Genomic DNA, 19,631 nt, shown 5'->3' with positions numbered 1-19,631 from the left:
GCGCTTGAGTACCGGCAGCAGGGCCAAGATTTCGTCGCTCTCGCCGGAGTTGGAGATAGCGATGATAAGGTCGCCGCTGGAGATCATCCCCAGATCGCCGTGACTCGCTTCTCCCGGGTGAAGGAAGAAGGCCGGGGTGCCGGTACTGGCGAGGGTGGCGGCAATCTTGCTGCCGATATGGCCCGATTTGCCCATGCCGGTGACCACTATCTTGCCACCGCAGCGCAGCACCATTTCGCACGCCTTGTCGAAGGCGTCGTTCAGATACTGATAGAGTCCATCAATGGCTTGCTTTTCTGTGTCCAGCACCGCGCGGGCACTGCGACGAAAATCGAACAGTTCAGACACTTTCTCAGGCTTTACAGACATAAAGACACAGCTCCGGGCCGAAATTAGCTGCGGGATTATAAAAAAGTCTGCCCGGATAAGCGAATCGGATGGCAAGTCCCGCTCTCGATGACGCACTTTGTTACAGAAAACTGTCGTGCAAATGGGCTTGCAGCCTGTTCAATAGTTGTTCCTTGCTGTTGCTTAGACCTAGACTACCCCATAAAATTCGCACCTCATTTACACCGGATGGACAATTGTTTGAACAATGACCTGATCACCATCTCCGATCTAACCTTCAGTCACGGAGATCGGCTGTTGTATGACGGGATCAACCTGACCATTCCTCGTGGCAAGGTAACCGCCGTCATGGGCCCCAGCGGCATCGGTAAAACCACCCTGCTGCGGCTGATCGGTGGCCAGCTCAAGCCGGAGTCCGGTCACATTCTGTTTGACGGGGAAGATATCCCCACCCTCTCCCGTTCGCGCCTCTATGAAGTGCGCAAACGGATGAGCATGCTGTTCCAGAGCGGCGCCCTGTTTACCGGCATGACGGTCTACGACAACGTGGCCTTCCCGCTACGGGAACACTCCGGCCTGCCGGAGGAGCTGATCCACACCATCGTCATGATGAAGCTGCAGGCGGTGGGCTTGCGCGGCGCGGCGAAACTGATGCCCTCCGAGCTCTCCGGCGGCATGGCGCGCCGGGCGGCGCTGGCACGGGCCATCGCCCTTGACCCCGACCTCATCATGTATGACGAGCCGTTTGTCGGGCAGGATCCCATCACCATGGCGGTGCTGGTCAAGCTGATCAAGGAGCTGAACGATGCCCTCGGTATCACCTCAGTCATCGTCACCCACGATGTGAAAGAGGTGCTGAGCATCGCCGATTACACCTACATCATTGCCAATCGCAAGGTGGTGGCGCACGGCACGCCGGACCAACTGCGCGAGGAGCACAATCCCGAAGTCGAGCAGTTCCTCAAAGGATTGCCCGATGGTCCTGTTCCGTTTCATTTTCCGGCAGGCGATCTGCTACAGGATCTCTGATGTTGATAAGTCAAATAAGCAAGCTGGGGCGGGTCGGAGTGCGGTTTATCAGCTCCGTCGGTCGCGCCACCATCATGTTGTTCCATGCGCTGGCGGGCAAACCCGAACCGCGCAAGCACTTCCCGCTGCTTGTCCAGCAGTTGTATGTGGTGGGCGTACAGTCGGTAGCCATCATTCTGGTCTCCGGCCTGTTCATCGGCATGGTGCTCTCGCTGCAGGGTTACAACGTATTGAAGGATTTCGGCGCCGAGCAGAGCCTGGGACCGCTGGTCTCCCTCTCCCTGCTGCGGGAGCTGGGGCCTGTGGTCACGGCGTTGCTGTTTGCCGGCCGTGCCGGTTCGGCCCTGACCGCTGAAATTGGCCTGATGAAGGCCACCGAGCAGCTTTCAAGCCTCGAGATGATGGCGGTCGACCCGCTGCGTCGGGTGGTTGCCCCCCGCTTCTGGGCTGGCGTCATCAGCATGCCGCTGCTGGCCTTTATGTTCAGCCTGATCGGTATCTTCGGCGGCAAGCTGGTCGGTGTGGACTGGCTCGGCGTGGACGAAGGGGGCTTCTGGTCTGCCATGCAGGCCTCCGTCGACTGGCATGAAGACATCATGCAGGGCGCCATCAAGAGCCTGATTTTCGCCCTGGTGGTCACCTGGATTGCGCTCTTTAACGGCTATGATGCCAAGCCGACCTCGGCCGGGATCAGTCAGGCCACGACCCGTACCGTGGTCCACTCATCCCTCGCCGTGCTCGGCCTGGATTTTATACTCACTGCAGTCATGTTTGGATAAGGTAAAGATGAAGTTCAGCAAAGTAGAATTCCTGGTCGGCACCTTCATGCTGGCTGGCATCGGTGCCATTCTGGCACTGGCCCTGCAAGTGGCCGGTTTGAGCTTCAAACCGGAAGGAGAAACCTATACCCTGCGCGCGCATTTCGATAATATCGGCGGCCTGAAAGTCCGTTCGCCGGTCAAGGTTGGCGGCGTGGTGGTTGGTCGGGTCAGCGACATCGTACTGGACCCGAAAACCCAGGTGCCCGAAGTGACCCTGATGATGCAAAAGAGCGCTGGCGAGTTTGCAGATACCAGCTCCCTCTCCATCCTCACCTCCGGTCTGCTCGGCGAGCAGTACATCGGTCTGGCCCCCGGCTTCAGCGATGAGGAGATGGGCACCGAGATGCTCAAGGATGGCGACCTGATTGAAGACACCAAATCCGCCATCGTGCTGGAAGATCTGATTGGCAAGTTCCTCTACAGCCAATCCTCCGACAGCAAATCAGACAGCAAGAAGGAGTAATCATGTTCAAGAAAATCGCCCTGCTGCTGGGTCTGATGACCAGCATGCTCTTTTCCCTGTCTGCCCAGGCCGCAGTCGATGCCACCGACCCCAACGCGCTGGTGGAGCAGGCTGCCAAGCAGACCTTTGCCCGCCTGAAAGCCGATCAGGCCCAGGTGAAGAGCAATCCGGATCACCTGCGGGTGATCATCCGCGAAGAGCTGCTGCCCTATGTGGACAACCGCTTCGCCGCCTACAAGGTGCTTGGCAACCAGATTAAAGAGACTACCGAAGCGCAGCGCAATGCCTTCGTCGAGGTGTTCACCGAGTACATGGTGAGCTCCTACGCCGATGCGCTGGCCCATTTTGACAAGCAGACCGTCAAGGTCGAGCCGGGCAAAGCCCCCAGCGGCAACATCACCGCCGTCAACGTCAGCGTGAAAGAGGCCGGCAAGCCGGACATCTTCCTCGAGTTCAAGCTGCGCAAGAACAACAAGACCGGCGAGTGGAAAGCCTTTGACATGGTGGCCGAGGGGATCAGCCTGCTCTCCGCCAAGCAGAGCGAGCTGGGCGGCCTCATTCGCCAGAATGGCATCGATGCAGTGATCGCCCAGTTGCACGAACACAACGCCAAGCCGCTGGTACTCAAACCATGACCCTCAGCGGTGAGCTGCAGGCGCCACAGGTCAATGACCTGTGGCAACGCCGCGCCGAATGGTGGCAGGACGACCAGCTCGAGCTCGGCGGCGTCACCACCCTCGACTCCGCCGGACTGGCCCTGCTGGTCAAATGGGCCAAAGCCGTATTAGCGCGAGGCGCCACACCGCAACTGGTGGGCGCCTCCAGTGATTTCTATACCCTGGCCAACCTCTACGGGGTGGCCGGACTTTTTCAGTCAACCCCGCTCACAACTGAGGACGCATAATGCAAGTCTCTGAAATTGAAGCGATACTCCTTGAGGCTCTGCCATTGTCCGAAGTCCATGTCAAAGGGGACGGTAGTCACTACCAAGTGATCGCCGTCGGTGACATGTTTGACGGCATGAGCCGGGTCAAGAAGCAGCAGGCCATCTATGCCCCGCTGATGGACAAGATCGCCAACAACGCCATTCACGCCCTCTCCATCAAGGCGTTCACCGACGCCGAGTGGAAACGCGAACGTAAATTCCTATTGCCCTCCTGATTTGGTAACGAAGTAAAAATGGACAAATTCAAAATCGATGGTCGTTGTACTCTCAACGGCGAAGTGACCATCTCCGGCGCCAAAAACGCCGCCCTGCCGATCCTGTTCGCAACCCTGCTCTGTGATGAAGAGGTTCACCTCTCCAACGTGCCGCGCCTGAAAGATGTGGGCACCACCATCAAGCTGCTGGAGATGCTGGGCGCGACCACCAAGGTCAACGGCAACGTCACCGTGCTGACCGGTGCGGTGAACAACCACGTCGCCCCCTACGAGCTGGTGAAGACCATGCGCGCCTCCATTCTGGCGCTGGGCCCGCTGGCCGCCCGTTTCGGCGCGGCTGACGTCTCCCTGCCCGGCGGTTGCGCCATCGGTGCCCGTCCGGTCAACCTGCACGTCCACGGCCTGGAGCTGATGGGTGCCAAGATCACCATCGAAGATGGTTACATCAAGGCCCGTGTCGATGGCCGCCTGAAAGGCGCTCACATCCTGATGGATATGGTCTCCGTGACCGGTACCGAAAACCTGATGATGGCCGCGACCCTGGCTGATGGCCGCACCGTGATCGAAAACGCCGCGCGCGAGCCGGAAGTGGTCGATCTGGCCAACTTCCTCAATACCCTGGGCGCCAAGATCCAGGGCGCGGGCACCGACACCCTCACCATCGACGGTGTCGAGCGTCTGCACGGCGGCAACTACAGCGTGCAGCCTGATCGCATCGAAACCGGTACCTTCCTGGTGGGTGCAGCGGTCACCGGCGGCAAGATCACCTGCCGCAAAACAGACCCGACTCTGCTGGAAGCGGTACTGGTCAAGCTGGAAGAAGCTGGAGCCCTGATTGAGAAGGGTGAAGACTGGATCACCCTCGACATGACTGGCCGCACCCTCAAACCGGTCACCATCAAGACTGCACCCTACCCGGCCTTCCCGACCGATATGCAGGCACAGTTCACTGTGCTGAACGCCGTCGCCAAAGGCACCGGCATGGTCACCGAGACCATCTTCGAGAACCGCTTCATGCACGTTCCCGAACTGGTACGGATGGGCGCAGACATCGAACTGCAGGGCAACGTAGCCATCTGCCGTGACACCGAGCAGCTCAAGGGTGCCCAGGTGATGGCGACCGATCTGCGCGCCTCTGCCAGTCTGGTGCTGGCCGGCTTCGTGGCCGAAGGCTCCACCATCGTCGACCGTATCTATCACATCGACCGTGGCTACGAAGACATCGAGCAGAAGCTGCAGGGTCTGGGTGGCCGCATCGAGCGCATCAAGGGCTGATAGCCCACTGATCGCAGGCCGATAAAAAGGCCCCCTCGCGTTGGCGAGGGGGCCTTTTTCATGGTTTCGGTTCTCTGTTGAAACCGGGATCAGTGACCCGCCAGCTTCATATTCTCTACCAGCACCGAGCCGGTCTTGAGACTGGATCGTTCATCCTCGTCACGGCCCACCGCCACGATATGGCTGAACATCTCGGCCAGATTGCCGGCGATGGTGATCTCCTCGACCGGATAGGCTATCTCGCCATTCTCGACCCAGAAACCGGCAGCGCCGCGGGAGTAGTCGCCATTGACGATATTGACCCCCTGCCCCATCAGCTCGGTCACCAGCAGACCGGTGCCCATCTCTTTCAGCATGCCTTGAAAATCCTGGCCGGTATTGGAGACCTGCCAGTTGTGGATGCCACCGGCGTGACCCGTGGTGGTCAACCCCAGCTTGCGGGCAGAGTAGGAGGTAAGCAGCCAGCTCATCAGCTCGCCGTTACGGATAATATCCATGTCGCGGGTGCGCACCCCTTCGCCATCGAACGGGGTACTGGCGAGCCCGCCAAGCAGGTGGGGGAACTCCTGAATGGTGAGCCACTCGGGCAAGATCTGCTTGCCCAATTTGTCGAGCAGGAAGCTCGACTTGCGATAGAGGTTGCCACCGCTGATGGCCATCACCAGATGGCCCCACAGACCAGAGGCTGTGTCAGGGTGGAACAGCACAGGGGCATGGCGGGTAGAAATCTTGCGGGCACCGAGGCGGGAGACGGTACGCTCAACCGCCTCGTCGGCAATACGCTGCGGGCTCCAGAGCCCGTCGAGGGTACGGCTGGAGGAGTAGCCGTAATCCCGTTGCATGTCGCCATCCTGCTCGCCGATCAGCACGCAGCTCAGGGAGTTGCGCGACGCCGCATAACCTTTGACGAAGCCGTGGCTGTTGCCATAGACCTTGATGCCAAGATGGCTGGAGAAACCGGCGCCGTCGGAGTGTTTGATACGGGCATCGCGACCCAGAGCGAGTCGTTCGCACTCGATGGCCAGCTCGATGCCGCGCTGGGGATCCAGCTCGATTTGGTGACACAGTTGCAGGTCGGGGGCATCCCAGGCCAGCAGCTCGGCGTCCGCCAGACCGGCGCAATCATCCGCCGAGGTGTGGCGGGCAATCTCGATGGCCGCTTCAACGGCGGCGCGAATGGCGGGTTTGCTCAGATCGGTGGTCGAGGAAGATCCCTTGCAACCATCGCGATAGACGGCGATGCCGAGGGCGCCATCCTTATTGAATTCAATGCTTTCCAGTTCACAACCCCGGGTGTTCACCGACAACCCGGTCTGCTTGCTGATGGAGACTTCGGCCAGCGAGGCGCCCAGTCCTTTGGCTATCTCCAGGGCTTCGGCAACCACGGCCTCGAGATGGGCTTGATCCTGGCGGATTTGGTCTTGCTGATCCATAACTCACATCTGTATGAAAGAAGGAAAGGGGGGTAAGCATATCAGACCCCTGCGCCCAGCGGGAGAAGCTGGTAACATATCCGCCAAACGTGAATGACAGGAATCAAGAGACCGATGAGTCAATATCAAGACGACAACGAGTTCGAAGACTGGGGCCCCAGCAAGAGCCAGCTCAAGCGCGATGCCGAAGCATTGCAGAAAATGGGGGAAGAGATCGTCTCCCTCAGCCACAGCGAGCTGGAAAAAATCCCGTTGGATGAAGAGCTTGCAGAAGCTGTCGAGCTGGGTCGCAAACTCAAGCCGAAGAAGGATGAGTCCTTCCGTCGCCATCTGCAGTTCATCGGCCGCCTGATGCGCAGCCGCGATATCGAGCCGATTGCCGAAGCGCTCTCCATCATCAAGAACCGTCACTCCACCGTGAATGCACGCCTGCATCGGCTGGAGCAGTGGCGCGAGCGGCTGATCACCGAAGGTGACAGCGCCCTCAACGAGCTGATGTCCCAGTTCCACGAACTGGATCGCCAGAAGCTGCGCCAGCTGATCCGCTCTGCCAACAAGGAGCGGGAGCTGAACAAGCCGCCGGTCGCCTACCGCGAGATGTACCAGTATCTGCGCGGCGAGATCGAAGACCTGTTGTGATCCCCGAAACACGCCTCCCCTCGGGGAGGCGTGTGTCTATTGATGCCTTTTCCTCTCCACATCCCCCGCCAGCCCTGCGCGTTTAATATATCCACCATTTTGCTACCCCAGCCATAACGGCCCATCTCAACAGCCCCGTTAAATCGCCGCTTCAGAGCAGTTTAAGACAAATCCGTTAACAACTTGGCATCATTTTGTTTGACATATTGAACGGCCTTGGCAGACTGAAGAGAGGATCCATGCCGTCGCTGCCCAGACTGACCAACGATTCTGCCACCCGGCCCGACGCGGGATCCCATGACCATGCCTTGAGGCATGCCCTTGCCCTGTCGGTTTGCAAGGGCCTGCCCAAGGCGCAGGATGAGACTTCAACGCCAAGGATAATCAAGGTGCCCTATGCCAAATCCCCAGCCTCCCGCCACCCGTAAACCCGTCGTGCTGATGACCATGGGCGCCCAGCCCCGCAACGGCCACGCCTATCAGGTGATGACCCACAAATACATCATGCCGCTGGTGGAGATAAGCGACTGCGTCCCGCTGCTGGTTCCCACCTGCTGCGGCACCGCCGATCTGGAGCAGTATCTGGATCTGGCTGACGGCATCTATCTGAGCGGCGCCGGCTCCAATATCGATCCAGCCCTTTACGGCCAGGAGAACCTCACGCCGGAAAAACAGCAAGACAGGGATCGCGACCTGTTCGATCTGCCCCTCATCAAGGGGGCGCTCGCCCGTGGCTTGCCGATCCTCGGGATCTGTCGCGGCATGCAGGAGATCAACGTGGCACTGGGCGGCGATATCCACCAGAAGGTCTACACCGAACCGGGTTATGACGATCATCGGGAAGATGCCGACGACCCAGTCGACGAACAGTATGGGCCAAGCCATCAGATTGAGCTGCTGCCAGGCAGCTGGTTTGCCGAACTGATGGGGGCTGAACAGATACCGGTCAACTCCCTGCATGGACAGGGGCTAAACCGTCTTGGTGCTGGCCTGGAGCCGCTGGCACATGCCGAAGATGGGCTGGTCGAGGCCATCCATGCCCCGGCCCTCTCCCCTTTCCTGCTGGCAGTACAGTGGCACCCGGAGTGGAAAGCCAGCGAAAATCCTCACTCCATCAAGATCTTCCAGGCCTTTGGTGACGCCTGCCGACGCCGTCAGAGAGATAGTCATTAACGCTTATTCACCAAATCCTCGCGCCTTGAGCTTGGGTAATCCGCCCCGCTCGGGGCGCAGGGTACGGCAGATATCCATCCCCTTCAGTCCACGCTGGATATGGTCAGGCGAGTGACCAAACACCATGCCGTTGCTGCGGTAGAGGTTGTTGTCATCCAGTTCGAACTTCTCGCCTCCGATCAGCAACTGCTCCCGGCCATTGATCTTGTCACCACGTTTGATGGGTACCTTCATATCGCTCAGCACCTCACCGGTGGCACACCCCTCGCGCCAGTGCGCCTCACTGGAGAAGGGGGTGATGACGATCTCGCGCCAGGACCCATCCCGGAATTCGACCCGGTACTTGTCGACCAGCAGATCGCAGCCCGCCAATGGCAACATAACCATCAAACAGATGATTTTCTTTGAAAATTTCACTTAATCGCACTCCTTTGCCCGGTTCTGCACAGGATAAATAAATTGCAGCCCCAACGCACCATTTCCCCGTGCCGGAACGGCTATGCTGGAAATAAAACCATCACAAGGGGCCGTCATGTTCAGCGACAACCTCACTGCGCTACCCACACTGATATGGATCCGCGAACACCCGTTCTGGACCCTGCTCACACTCTCTCTGATGCTGCTCCACTTCTGGCGCCGCCCCGGGCAACGACGGGAGCTGCTCTCCGAGCTCAGCTTCGTGATGATAAGCACTGTCGTGATCCTGCTGATCCAGCTGGAAGGGGGCTGGTTCAAACTGCCGCTGCCCCATCAATTGCTGATCGAGATCTCCACCCTCTTGGCCGGCCTGATACTGGTCAAGATATGGGGGATCCTGCTGTTCGAGTTTCTGCTCCCCCTCTGCCATGTGCGGATCCCGCGGATCATCGCCGATATCGTCATCACCATCGGCTATATCGGCTGGGGTCTGTTTCGCCTCTACGCCTCCGGCATGGCGCTCGGGGAGATAGTCACCACCTCGGCGGTGATCACTGCAGTCATCGCCTTCGCCATGCAGGACACACTGGGCAACCTGCTGGCTGGGGTCTCCATTCAGCTCGACAACTCCATCGCTATCGGTGACTGGCTGCAAGTGGATACCACCCAGGGCCGGGTGGTGGAGATCAACTGGCGTGCCACCACCATCGAGACCCGCAACTGGGAGACTGTCGTCATCCCCAACAGCCACCTGCTCAAACAGCGCTTCACCGTGCTCGGGCGCCGCCGTGGCGAACCCTTGCAGTGGCGGCGCTGGGTCTGGTTCGATCTGACCCTGGATACCCTGCCGACCCAGATCATCGCGCTGATCGAGAAATCCCTGCGGGAGACCAAGCTCCCCTGTGTCGCCAAGCATCCGCAACCGGACTGCCTGCTGATGAACGTCGAAGGGGGCATCGCCCGCTATGCGGTGCGCTACTGGCTGACCGATCTGGCTCGCGACGATCCGACCGACTCCATGGTGCGCAGCCTGATCGATGCCGCCCTGCGCCGCAACGATCGCCGCCTCACCCCGCCGATCTTCAACGTCTTTATGGCCAAGGAGAAGCAGCATCTGGATGCCCGCCACAAGCGCCACACCGCCGAACGAACCGATACCCTGCGCAAGCTGCCGCTGTTTGCCATGTTGCAGGAGAACGAGCTGCTCCAGCTGGCAGATCAGGTAAAGTTCGCCCCCTTCGTCAGCAGCGACATCATGCTGGAGCAGGGGGATGTCTCCAGCTGGCTGTTCGTGCTGGTCAAAGGGGAAGCCGAGATGGTGGTCAATGTCGAAGGGCGAGAACTGAAGCTTGGTACGCTCAACGCGGGAGACTTTTTTGGCGAACTGAGCCTGCTCACCGGGGAGCCCAGCTCCTTCACGGTGCGGGCGGTGGCCACCGTCGAAACCTATCGCATCAATCAGGCAATGTTTCAGGAGCTGGTGATGCAGCGCGAGACGCTGGTCGAGCCCCTCTACCGGGTGCTGAGCGACCGTCAGCAGGAGCAGCGGGCGCTGCTGGAGCGGGAGGCGGAAGCCATGAAACAGCCACCACAACAGCTTGATCTGCTTGATAAACTGATGAAGCTGTTCGGTGGAAGATGACGTAGCATGGCATCGTATTGAGGACGTGAAGAGAGAACAGCAGCCATGTTACTGACAACCCTGGCCCTTGCCGCCAGCCTGCAATTTGATTGTCCCGCCACCATCGAGAGTCGCCAGCAGCTGCTGACCCCGCAGCAGGGCTGGCAGGCGTTCACTCGCAATGACGATGGCAAACCGGACGAAACCCTCAGCCACCGGCTCGATAATCTGGCCCTGTTCGACGGAGATCCTGCCGAGCTGGCCCAGCTCAAACCGGATAATGGCGACAGCGACGAGATCCACTACTGGAGCCAGCTCGATAGCAGTCTGCGCCCGCTCTATCTGGTCTGCCGCTATCAGAACAGCGCCATCACCCTGCAGCAGGCGCTGCCCGTCGGTATCAGTTACTGCCGCGTCAACCAGCGCGACCGCTACACCCTGCTCGGGCTGGTTTGTCGCAAATAGCGGGCGTAACCCCTTGCCATATATTGCTATTCGCTGACAGCCATTACCGCCTGAGCGTGGCCACCCGCCAGCGCCATCAGAGCAGCAGCTCGGCCAGCTCCTCCAGTGCTGTCAGCTCCACGTCCGGCAACAGTTGCAGCTGTTGCCACGGTTGCTGCCGCTCATTGAGCCAGGCGGCGCGAAAGCCATGCAGACGGGCCCCCAGTACATCGGTCTCGGGATGATCCCCCACATGGAGGATCCGCTCTGCTGGCAGCTTGAGGGCACTGCGGGCCTGCTCAAACATATCCGGCGCCGGTTTCATCCTGGCGCCCGCCCCCGCCTTGCAGACCAGCGTGAAGTAACGATCCAGCCCTGCCTGAACCAGATCCAGATTGCCGTTGGTGATCACCACCAGCGGATAGCGTTCGGCCAGTCTGGCCAGCAGCTGATGGGTTGACTCGCTCACCTCTATCTTCGAGCGCTCTGCCAGAAACGCAGCAAACACCTGCTCAGCCTCGCGACTGGCCTGCTGGTCGGCCATCCCCCCCTCGACCATGGCGGCGCGGATGGTCTGCTGGCGCGCCAGGCTGACATCGTGGCGCAGCTCGGGCCATGCCATCAGCACAGCGCGTTTGAGATCCAGCCAGCGTGGCTTGTCGAGCATGGCAGTGGCCAGATATTCGCTGCGCAGATGGCTCAGCATCCACTGCTCGGCCCGCACGATGGCGGGGCCGTTGTCATAGAGGGTGTCATCGAGGTCAAACGAGATGGCAGCAACCGGCTGCCAGCGGCGATAGAAGTGCATGGACTCTCCTCTGCAACGGGGCTCAGGGCCCGTTATTCATCGTCCTGCGCATCCGGGCCACGCTTGGCCCTGGGGTGGGCGCTGTCGTAAACCTTGGCCAGATGCTGGAAGTCGAGGTGGGTATAGATCTGGGTGGTGGAGAGATCGGCATGTCCCAGCAGCTCCTGCACTGCCCGCAGATCGCCGGAAGACTCCAGCATATGGGTGGCAAAGCTGTGGCGCAGCTTGTGGGGGTGGACATGGGCGTTAAGCGCCTGCTTGTTGCCCCAGCCATCGAGGCGGGCCTGCACCGAGCGGGCCGACAGCCGCTGCTGGCGGCTGGAGACAAACAGCGCCTCGCTCTCATCCCCGGCCAGCAGCGGGCGCACCTTGAGCCACTTCTGCAGCCACTCGACCGCCATCCGGCCGATGGGCAGCACCCGCTCCCGCGAGCCCTTGCCGGTCACCTTGAGCTGGCGGTCGTCGAGCTTCAGATCCACCAGATTGATCCCCACCAGCTCGGCCAGACGCAGCCCTGAGGAGTACATCAGCTCCATGATGGCGCGATCCCGCACCGCCAGCGGATCCTGCTCGTCGGTGATGTTGAGCAGCTGGTGCATCTCGTCCACATCGAGGTTTTTCGGCAGCGGCCGCCCTTGTTTGGGGGTGACGATGCCACGGGCCGGATTGGCGGTCAGCCGCCCCTGCCGCACCTGCCAGTCGCAAAAGCTGCGCAGGGCCGAGACCTTGGTGGAAAGGGAACGAGGAGCAAGGCCCCCCTTGTGCATCCGGGTCACCAGAGTGCGCACCTGACTCGCCTCGAGCCGACCCCAGTCAGTGAGCCCCTGGGCCACCAGCTCGGCGGTCATCGCCTCCAGATGGGCTTGATAGTTATTGCGGGTATGAGGGCTGAGCTGACGCTCGACCCTCAGGTATTCGATAAAGGCCGCCAGTTCGTCCGCCAGTGCCGCAGGCAGTGGCGGTGCGACGACGGGAGCTTTGGCGGGCGACTTGGCCGGTGTTCTAGCCATGAGTCAACTCGGGCAGACGCAGTTGCAGCAGGCGCCCCAGTTGGCCCAGCAGCAGGGTGTCGTTGTGGGGAGTAAAGTGGCCGGGATCCGAGCTGGCGAAGGCCAGCACACCGAGATCGCCGAGCCGCATCAGGGCCACCGAGTTGACCAGCACATCGTGGCCAAACAGCGCCTGCATCTCGCTCTGGCTCAGGCGGCCAAAGTAGTAATCCTGCCCCGGCAGACGCTGACCCAGCAGGGATTCGAGCTGCTTGCCCTGTGCCAGAAAGCGCTGCTCGGGCCCGCTCAGGGTAAACTTCTTGGGATTGAGCCAGAGCCGCAGCCCGGTCAGGCGCAGCCGCTGGACAAAGGCCTTACCCATCACAGCACTCACCTCGAACAGGGTCTGGCAACCGTACAGCTCGCCGTAGAGATCGGCATAGACCCGGAAGATCCGCTCGTTCTCGCTGGCGATCCCCATCAATTCGGTGATCTCCTGCTCCAGCTGTTCGATCCGCTCGCGCTGACGCTCCAGCTGGCGCTCGACCAGCGAGACCGACCCTTTGCGTTCATGGGGAATGCGGATCCGGTCCAGCACGGCGGCATGGCGTTGGAAAAACTCGGGATAACGGGCCAGGTACTCCAGCACAGTGGCTTCATCCACCGATTGCTCCTGCCGTTTGAGTTCGCTCATAAATTGGTTGATCCATCAGAGAAATGGGGCTCGCTGCCCCGACATCATGGGCAAAGGGGGCCAACGCCCCCCGTACCTGAACCTTTATCGGCTAAACCTCTATCTGGCCGTCAAACACATGCTCGGCGGGACCTGTCATATAGACCGGCTGGCCCGGCCCCTTCCAGGCGATGGTCAGCTTGCCGCCCGGCAGACTGACGGTGACCCGCTCCTTGAGCTTGCCCTGACTGATGCCAATCACCGCCGCCGCACAGGCCCCGGTACCGCAGGCCAGGGTCTCGCCACAGCCCCGCTCGAACACCCGCAGCTTGATCTCGGTGGCGTTGACCATCTCCATGAAGCCGACGTTGACCCGTTCGGGAAAACGCTCATGGCGCTCCATGATGGCACCGAGCGTCTCGACCGGCGCATCGGCGACCGAAGGCACTTCGATGACGCAGTGGGGATTGCCCATGGAGACCACGCCACACATCACGGTATGCTCCTGCGCCCGCAACAGATAGGTTTTTTCCGCCTTCTGGGCCCGGAACGGGATCTTGCCCGGCTCAAACTGGGGAACACCCATGTTGACCGTGACCTGATTCTCCCCCTCCAGCTGCAACACGATGCGACCCCGGGCGGTACTGACCGCGATGCGATCCCGGTTGATCAGCCCCTTGAGACGCACGAAACGGGCAAAACAGCGGGCACCGTTGCCACACTGCTCCACTTCGCTGCCATCGGCATTGAAAATGCGATAGTGAAAGTCGAGTTCAGGGTCATAGGGCGGCTCCACCAGCAGCAGCTGGTCAAAGCCGATCCCGAAGTGGCGATCTGCCAGCTTCTTGATGACGTCATTGCTGAAAAATACCTTCTGGGTGACGCCATCCACCACCATGAAGTCGTTGCCCAAGCCATGCATCTTGGAAAAATCTATCAACATCGTGCATTCCTGTGCTGTTAGGGCTGTAAAAACTCACCGTCAACCACTATGAAGTCGTTGTCCACAGCCCCATGCATCCTGGAACAATCTATCAACATCGTGCATTCCTGTGCTGTTAGGGCTGTAAATACTCACCATCAACCACTATGAAGTCATTGGCCACAGCCCCATGCATCCTGGAACAATCTGTACACATCGCGCACTCCTGTGCTGTCAGGGCTGTAAAATTCTGTCATCTCTATCTACTGCATCAGGGCAGCAGGTGCTCACCGCGCCAGAGATCGGCCAACTGCTCACGCTCGCGGATCAGGTGCGCCTCGGCACCATCCACCAGCACTTCGGCTGCGCGCGGACGGGTGTTGTAGTTGGATGACATGGTAAAGCCGTAGGCACCGGCCGAACGCACCGCCAGCAGCGACCCCTCGGCAATAGCCAGAGTGCGCTCCTTGCCGAGGAAGTCGCCGGTCTCGCACACCGGGCCCACCACGTCATAGATCGCGGGAGCATGGCCGGCACGGCTATCCACCTCGATGATGTTCATCCAGGCGCCGTAGAGCGAGGGGCGCAGCATGTCGTTCATGCCGGCATCGATCAGCGCAAAGTTACGGGTTTCGCCCGGTTTCAGGTACTCGACCCGGGTCAGCAGCACGCCGGCATTGGCGACGATGGCACGGCCCGGCTCGAACAGCAGGGTCAGATCCCGGCCCGCCAGCTTCTGCTTGAGCGCTTCGGCGTACTCGGTCGGATGAGGCGGCTGCTCGGAACCATAGTTGACCCCAAGGCCGCCGCCCACGTCCAGATGATGGATATGAATGCCTTCCGCTGCCAGACCGTCGATCAGCCGCAGCAGCTTGTCAGCCGCTTCCATAAAGGGATTCAATTCAGTGAGTTGCGAGCCGATATGGCAATCCACCCCGACGATCTCGATGTTCGCCATCGCGGCCGCCTTGCGATAGATGGCTGGCGCCAGCTCGATGGGAATGCCGAACTTGTTCTGCTTGAGGCCAGTGGAGATATAGGGGTGAGTACCGGCATCGATATCCGGATTGACCCGCACCGAGACGCGAGCTTTCTTGCCCATGCTGCCCGCCACCCGGTTGAGGCGCTCCAGCTCGGCTTCCGACTCCAGATTGAAGCAGAGGATCTCTTTATCCAGCGCGAGGCGCATCTCCGCTTCGCTCTTGGCCACGCCGGAGAAGACTACTTTGCCCGGATCACCGCCCGCCGCCAGCACCCGCGACAATTCGCCACCGGAGACAATGTCAAACCCCGAACCCAGACGGGCCAGCAGGTTGAGCAACGCCAGATTGGAGTTGGCCTTCACCGCATAGCAGATCAGATGGGGAATATCGCCAGCGGCCTTGTCGAAGGCGTGCCAGTGGCGCTCGAGGGTCGCACGGGAGTAGACGTAAAGCGGGGTACCGTACTGCTCGGCAAGCTGTTGCAGCGAGGTTTGCTCGGCCTGAAGCTGGCCGTCGGCGTCGTAGTTAAAGTGATCCAAGGGGGCGGTTCCTTCCTAGAATGGGTGCGGCATTAGTGCGGCGCGGCCTCGGTGGCAGCCTCAGTGGTCGCAGGCGGTGCTGCTTGCGGTGTACTCTGGCTCTGTAGCTGCTCGGGGGGCGGCATATAGAGCGGCCCCTTCAGACCGCACGCGGCCAACCCGAGGGACAGAAGAGTGGCAAGCAGACACTTGGTGAACTGGGTGATCATAATGGTTCGCTGCGAAAAAATTTTTGGCCCTCTATAATCGCACTCACATTGTTAAAAGCAACAGGATAAACCGATGAAGGATCACGAGTATCACGCCCTGACCGACGCCTTTTTCCAATATGTGGAAGACACGCTCGACGAGGGGTATCCGGATATCGACTGCGAACGCAGCGGCGGCGTATTGACCCTCTCTTTCGAGAACAAGACCAAGGTCATCATCAACAAGCAGGAGCCGCTGCACCAGATTTGGGTCGCCACCCGCGAGAACGGCTTCCACTTCGAACTGCAGGGTGACACCTGGATCGACAACCGCTTCGGCCACGAGCTCAAGGCGCTGCTGAGCCAATCCTGCACCGCCCAGGCGGGCGAAGATGTGGTGTTCCCATGATTGACCTGCACCCGCAGGGCGCCCGTCACGCGGTGATTTGGCTACACGGGCTGGGTGATTCCGGCGCCGGTCTCGCCCCGCTGGTGGATGCGCTGGATCTGCCCACCGACTTGCCAGTGCGTCACCTGCTGCCGGATGCCCCCGAGCGCCCCATCACCATCAATATGGGCTACAAGATGCGCGGCTGGTACGACATCAAGAGCTTCGAGGATCCCGCCGAGCGGGCAGTGGAGTCCCATGTCCGTGAATCGGCCGACCAGATTGCCGCATTGCTCGATCAGCTGGTGGCCGACGGGTTTGCCCCCGAGCATATCGTGCTGGCAGGTTTCTCTCAGGGCGGGGTAATTGCCTCCTTCACCGCGCTGCGCTATCAGGCACAGCTGGCGGGCCTGCTCTGCATGTCCACCTATCTGGCAGCCCCCGACAAATTGCTCGGCGAGATGAGCGAGGCTGCTCGCACCCTGCCCATCTGCTACATGCACGGCATCTACGACGATGTGGTGAGCCTGTCGCTCGGTTGGGATGCCAAGAACCGGCTGGAAAGCGCCGGGCTCGCCCCCGAGTGGCACGAGTACCCGATGCGTCACGAGATCTGCCGTCCGCAGCTCGGCGACATTCGCAGCTGGCTGCTGGCTCGTCTCGGCGCCTGAACAACCGCAAAAGCAAACGGCCTGTATCTGCAGGCCGTTTTTTATGGCGATTCCAACTGACGGATCAACCCACTTCCCGGGTGGGCGGCACCTGTTCACGCAGAGTCCCCTGACTGCGATAGGGGATCACATCCAGCTCGCCATTCACTTGTACTATCTCGTAGTACTGGGGCAGGTTGAAGTTGATGAACTGCCCATCATCGCTGAACCGCTCGTGATTGGAGGTATAGAAGCGGTTGACCCCGGCCACCAGCTCATCCTTGTTGCCGGCAAAGTGCTGGTAGATCTCCACCCGGTTCGCCTCATCGAGGATATAGATGTTGGTGCCCGCATCCCGGGTATCGAAGAAGAACTGCACCAACCCTTCGCTGGCGTAGGCATCGACGATGCTCGGCAGATGCTGGCTGTGGGTCTTGTCGAGCCGCAGCGGCAGGTGATCCAGCTTGTTGTGGGAGATGTGGCGGTAAAAATCGATGGCGTTCTCCAGCTTCTTCACCGACACCCCGCGCCGCTCGAAGAAGATGCCGTACTTCTCGCGGCCAAGGGCCATGGTCTTGACCAGCTGTTGCTTGTCGCGGGCAAGGCGCAGGTCGATACACTCCGCCACCAAAGTCTGGAAGCGGGAGCGCACCAGAGAGCGGAAGTGCTGGCTGTAGCAGAACACCTCGATCATCTCGGGGGCGGCGGCATCCTGATGCATCTTGCCGAGGATGGTGGTGAGGGCATCGACCACGGCTTCATCCCCCTGGAAGTGCAGGGTGCGGATCTCGCTCCAGGAGTTGCGATAGACCAGATCCACCGAACCGACCAGACACTCCTGATTGCGACCGAACGAGAAGACATCCACGGTATTAGCGTCAAATTCGATCACCTGACCTACCCAGTGACTGGTCGGGTCCATCTCCAGATTGAGGAAGATGGAGAGCTGACGGATCTCGCACGGCCGACTGAGGGCCAGGTTGGTGGCCAGCGGATACTTCTCGGGGAAGCAGCCGGAGAGATCGCGGCAGAACTGGTGCAGATTGTCGATGTGCAGATCCGAGCCCTGATTGAACAGGTGCACCCGCGACTGGGGTGTCAGCAGATCGTTGAAGTAGGCCCAGGAGACCAGCTTGCTGATGTAACCATTGAACTCCAGCGGCGCGCGGCCAATGATGTCCACCGGCTCCAGCGAATGTTTGTAGAGATACCAGCCGGCGCGGTTGAGGCGACCGTGAGGCACCTGCACGAAGCTGAGATCCGGCTCGCTCAGATCTGGCGCTATCTTGAGGTTCACCCGCTGCACCTTGCCCGGCAGGCTCTCGAACGCGGCGTAGAGTTTGCGCGACAGAATGCCGATATCTTCCGGGTTGATCGACTCGCTGATGTTGTTGCGGCGGGCGAACTGGATCAGGTTGCGGTAACTCTGCATCAGGGCTTCCAGCAGCTCGGCGTGAGCGATCTTCACCTCTTCGATCTTCCATTCGTGGCGATGATCGAGTTGATAGAGCTTGTCCTGACTCCAGCCCCAGTAGGAGACCAGCTGGTTCATCTGCTCGCGACGCCACTCGGGGGAGTGATCATCCTTGGGATGGCTGAGACCGTCGCACACCTTGAGGTAGAAGCAGCGGCGCACCAGATCGAGCCGCGCCATATCGCCGATGGACTTGAGGTAGTTGGTCACCTTGTCCAGCATCAGACAGTAGTTGTCGAGCCGGTAGTGCATCCCCTCGTTGTGCTGGAACCAGTCGCGACCAATCATCGACAGCAGGCGGGTATTGGGATACTCGTGCGAGTAGGCTTCCATCAGCACCGACTTGAGCACTGCCTTGTAGGGGGAGTCGATCCCCTTGTAGAGCTGCCACAGGGCGGAGCCGAAATACTCTTCGGCCGGAATACGGTCAAAACTGCCGAGATCGAGCCAGTCATCCTGCTTGAGCTGGCCGCTCTCGAACAGCTCGTTCACATACTCGTCGTAGTGATCATCACATTCGGTGGGCACCAGATACCAGATCAAGCGTTTGCCCGCGATACGCATGGCACTGCGGTAGAACTCGTCGAGCAACAGCAGGTGCTGGGCACTGCCGCAGCTTTCCCCCTGCATCTGGGAATCGTTGGTCTGGCGGAACTTGTCTTCCGGGATCAGGAAGAAGTTGAGATCGACCCCGCGCTGTTCGGCCCACTTGGAGAGTTGCTGGCACTTCAGCGCCAGCAGATCGAGCCGCTCCTGCGACAAACCGGCCACGTGGCAGACCCAGATATCGAGATCGGAGTGACAGCACTGGCCGATGGAGGAGGTGCTGCCCATGGAGTAGAGCCCCTGAATGGCTCGATCATGGGTTGCCAGACCACTCTGGCAGTTGGCGTTGCGGCAGAGGTCATCGATAAAGGCTTGCTGCTCGGCGGTGGCACTGAAGCTCCAGATGCCATGAGGGACATCACCGGAGACATAACCGGGCAGCAGGGGATGATTGAAGTGCAGCATGACAGGCAGCAGTTGGAATACCTGCTGCCCATAGCGACTCATGAGGCCTAACGCCCGTTGCGTCTTGAGACGGGTAATGTCGTCATAACGCGCAACCAGCGTATCGATGTGTTCCTGCAATGCCCTGCCTATCACCTAAGTGAAAATGACGCACCAAAAGGGGGATACGTCAAAAAAGTGTG

23 protein-coding genes are annotated in these 19,631 nt (G+C 60.2%); 13 read left to right on the top strand and 10 right to left on the bottom strand.

Annotated features, from left to right (window positions below):
• A partial coding sequence (locus DBR30_RS18565) for an SIS domain-containing protein (protein WP_146181392.1) occupies nucleotides 1-369 on the bottom strand: 369 nt, incomplete at its 3' end.
• Nucleotides 370-576: 207 nt separating this feature from the next.
• Here DBR30_RS18565 and mlaF point away from each other — a divergent pair.
• Genes mlaF through murA form a run of 7 tightly spaced genes read left to right on the top strand, consistent with a single transcriptional unit; the run spans nucleotide 577 to nucleotide 5,097 of the window.
• Nucleotides 577-1,377: a phospholipid ABC transporter ATP-binding protein MlaF gene (gene mlaF, locus DBR30_RS18560; protein ID WP_108542372.1), complete on the top strand. Its 801-nt coding sequence runs from the start codon at nucleotides 577-579 to the stop codon at nucleotides 1,375-1,377.
• Nucleotides 1,377-2,156, top strand: a complete 780-nt coding sequence (mlaE, locus tag DBR30_RS18555) for a lipid asymmetry maintenance ABC transporter permease subunit MlaE (RefSeq protein WP_005336345.1) — start codon at nucleotides 1,377-1,379, stop codon at nucleotides 2,154-2,156. The genes mlaF and mlaE overlap by 1 nt, the downstream gene beginning before the upstream one ends.
• A gap of 7 nt (nucleotides 2,157-2,163) precedes the next feature.
• On the top strand, nucleotides 2,164-2,661 hold the full coding sequence (gene mlaD, locus DBR30_RS18550) for an outer membrane lipid asymmetry maintenance protein MlaD (protein WP_005336348.1): 498 nt from the start codon (nucleotides 2,164-2,166) through the stop codon (nucleotides 2,659-2,661).
• 2 nt (nucleotides 2,662-2,663) lie between these two features.
• Nucleotides 2,664-3,296, top strand: coding sequence for an MlaC/ttg2D family ABC transporter substrate-binding protein (locus DBR30_RS18545; RefSeq protein ID WP_108542373.1), 633 nt, complete (start codon nucleotides 2,664-2,666; stop codon nucleotides 3,294-3,296).
• Nucleotides 3,293-3,565, top strand: coding sequence for an STAS domain-containing protein (locus DBR30_RS18540; RefSeq protein WP_005336352.1), 273 nt, complete (start codon nucleotides 3,293-3,295; stop codon nucleotides 3,563-3,565). The genes DBR30_RS18545 and DBR30_RS18540 overlap by 4 nt, the downstream gene beginning before the upstream one ends.
• Complete coding sequence (gene ibaG / locus DBR30_RS18535; RefSeq protein WP_017779764.1) at nucleotides 3,565-3,822, top strand: BolA family iron metabolism protein IbaG; 258 nt, start codon at nucleotides 3,565-3,567, stop codon at nucleotides 3,820-3,822. Before DBR30_RS18540 ends, ibaG begins: the two co-directional genes overlap by 1 nt.
• An 18-nt stretch (nucleotides 3,823-3,840) precedes the next feature.
• Nucleotides 3,841-5,097: a UDP-N-acetylglucosamine 1-carboxyvinyltransferase gene (gene murA, locus DBR30_RS18530; RefSeq protein WP_005336355.1), complete on the top strand. Its 1,257-nt coding sequence runs from the start codon at nucleotides 3,841-3,843 to the stop codon at nucleotides 5,095-5,097.
• An 89-nt stretch (nucleotides 5,098-5,186) separates the two neighbouring features.
• Here the strand turns inward: murA and pmbA are convergent, their stop codons facing one another.
• The gene (pmbA, locus tag DBR30_RS18525) at nucleotides 5,187-6,530 is read right to left on the bottom strand and encodes a metalloprotease PmbA (RefSeq protein ID WP_040068810.1); all 1,344 of its coding nucleotides are present in this window, start codon (nucleotides 6,528-6,530) and stop codon (nucleotides 5,187-5,189) included.
• A gap of 114 nt (nucleotides 6,531-6,644) precedes the next feature.
• On the opposite strand from pmbA, the gene yjgA reads away from it, so the two are divergent.
• Both yjgA and DBR30_RS18515 read left to right on the top strand, forming a co-directional pair.
• Nucleotides 6,645-7,169 carry a ribosome biogenesis factor YjgA gene (gene yjgA, locus DBR30_RS18520; RefSeq protein ID WP_005336359.1) on the top strand — a complete coding sequence of 175 codons (525 nt, stop codon included), beginning with the start codon at nucleotides 6,645-6,647 and terminating at the stop codon, nucleotides 7,167-7,169.
• A 396-nt stretch (nucleotides 7,170-7,565) separates the two neighbouring features.
• Complete coding sequence (locus DBR30_RS18515; protein WP_108542374.1) at nucleotides 7,566-8,342, top strand: gamma-glutamyl-gamma-aminobutyrate hydrolase family protein; 777 nt, start codon at nucleotides 7,566-7,568, stop codon at nucleotides 8,340-8,342.
• Nucleotides 8,343-8,345: 3 nt separating this feature from the next.
• Here DBR30_RS18515 and DBR30_RS18510 read toward each other — a convergent pair whose 3' ends face one another.
• Entirely contained in the window at nucleotides 8,346-8,729 is a 384-nt protein-coding gene (locus tag DBR30_RS18510; protein ID WP_041234382.1) for a hypothetical protein, read from the bottom strand.
• A 145-nt stretch (nucleotides 8,730-8,874) separates the two neighbouring features.
• On the opposite strand from DBR30_RS18510, the gene DBR30_RS18505 reads away from it, so the two are divergent.
• Nucleotides 8,875-10,401: a mechanosensitive ion channel family protein gene (locus tag DBR30_RS18505; protein ID WP_108542375.1), complete on the top strand. Its 1,527-nt coding sequence runs from the start codon at nucleotides 8,875-8,877 to the stop codon at nucleotides 10,399-10,401.
• Between the two features lie 45 nt (nucleotides 10,402-10,446).
• Complete coding sequence (locus DBR30_RS18500) at nucleotides 10,447-10,845, top strand: STY0301 family protein (protein WP_019444854.1); 399 nt, start codon at nucleotides 10,447-10,449, stop codon at nucleotides 10,843-10,845.
• 76 nt (nucleotides 10,846-10,921) lie between these two features.
• On the opposite strand, the gene DBR30_RS18495 is transcribed toward DBR30_RS18500, so the two are convergent.
• The 6 genes from DBR30_RS18495 to lptM all read right to left on the bottom strand — a co-directional run bounded on the left by DBR30_RS18495 (nucleotide 10,922) and on the right by lptM (nucleotide 15,947).
• Nucleotides 10,922-11,632 (bottom strand): HAD-IA family hydrolase, encoded by a 711-nt coding sequence (locus DBR30_RS18495; protein ID WP_108542376.1) that lies wholly within the window; start codon nucleotides 11,630-11,632, stop codon nucleotides 10,922-10,924.
• 32 nt (nucleotides 11,633-11,664) lie between these two features.
• Nucleotides 11,665-12,642, bottom strand: a complete 978-nt coding sequence (gene xerC, locus DBR30_RS18490; protein ID WP_108588471.1) for a tyrosine recombinase XerC — start codon at nucleotides 12,640-12,642, stop codon at nucleotides 11,665-11,667.
• The gene (locus DBR30_RS18485; protein ID WP_181363625.1) at nucleotides 12,635-13,315 is read right to left on the bottom strand and encodes a DUF484 family protein; all 681 of its coding nucleotides are present in this window, start codon (nucleotides 13,313-13,315) and stop codon (nucleotides 12,635-12,637) included. Before DBR30_RS18485 ends, xerC begins: the two co-directional genes overlap by 8 nt.
• Before the next feature lie 91 nt (nucleotides 13,316-13,406).
• Nucleotides 13,407-14,237, bottom strand: coding sequence for a diaminopimelate epimerase (dapF, locus tag DBR30_RS18480; RefSeq protein WP_005336371.1), 831 nt, complete (start codon nucleotides 14,235-14,237; stop codon nucleotides 13,407-13,409).
• Between the two features lie 250 nt (nucleotides 14,238-14,487).
• Complete coding sequence (lysA, locus tag DBR30_RS18475) at nucleotides 14,488-15,738, bottom strand: diaminopimelate decarboxylase (RefSeq protein ID WP_021231826.1); 1,251 nt, start codon at nucleotides 15,736-15,738, stop codon at nucleotides 14,488-14,490.
• 32 nt (nucleotides 15,739-15,770) lie between these two features.
• Nucleotides 15,771-15,947 (bottom strand): LPS translocon maturation chaperone LptM, encoded by a 177-nt coding sequence (gene lptM, locus DBR30_RS18470; RefSeq protein ID WP_108540759.1) that lies wholly within the window; start codon nucleotides 15,945-15,947, stop codon nucleotides 15,771-15,773.
• Between the two features lie 73 nt (nucleotides 15,948-16,020).
• Between lptM and cyaY the strand changes: the two genes are divergently transcribed.
• On the top strand, nucleotides 16,021-16,335 hold the full coding sequence (gene cyaY / locus DBR30_RS18465; protein ID WP_047438752.1) for an iron donor protein CyaY: 315 nt from the start codon (nucleotides 16,021-16,023) through the stop codon (nucleotides 16,333-16,335).
• Nucleotides 16,332-16,985: an alpha/beta hydrolase gene (locus tag DBR30_RS18460; protein ID WP_108540756.1), complete on the top strand. Its 654-nt coding sequence runs from the start codon at nucleotides 16,332-16,334 to the stop codon at nucleotides 16,983-16,985. Before cyaY ends, DBR30_RS18460 begins: the two co-directional genes overlap by 4 nt.
• A 64-nt stretch (nucleotides 16,986-17,049) precedes the next feature.
• Here DBR30_RS18460 and DBR30_RS18455 read toward each other — a convergent pair whose 3' ends face one another.
• Complete coding sequence (locus DBR30_RS18455) at nucleotides 17,050-19,569, bottom strand: class I adenylate cyclase (protein ID WP_108588470.1); 2,520 nt, start codon at nucleotides 19,567-19,569, stop codon at nucleotides 17,050-17,052.
• Nucleotides 19,570-19,631 lie beyond the last annotated feature (62 nt).

Source organism: Aeromonas sp. HMWF017 (assembly GCF_003061465.1).
In the GTDB taxonomy this organism is placed as follows: domain Bacteria; phylum Pseudomonadota; class Gammaproteobacteria; order Enterobacterales; family Aeromonadaceae; genus Aeromonas; species Aeromonas veronii.
This window is presented reverse-complemented; position numbering and strand designations above follow the sequence as displayed.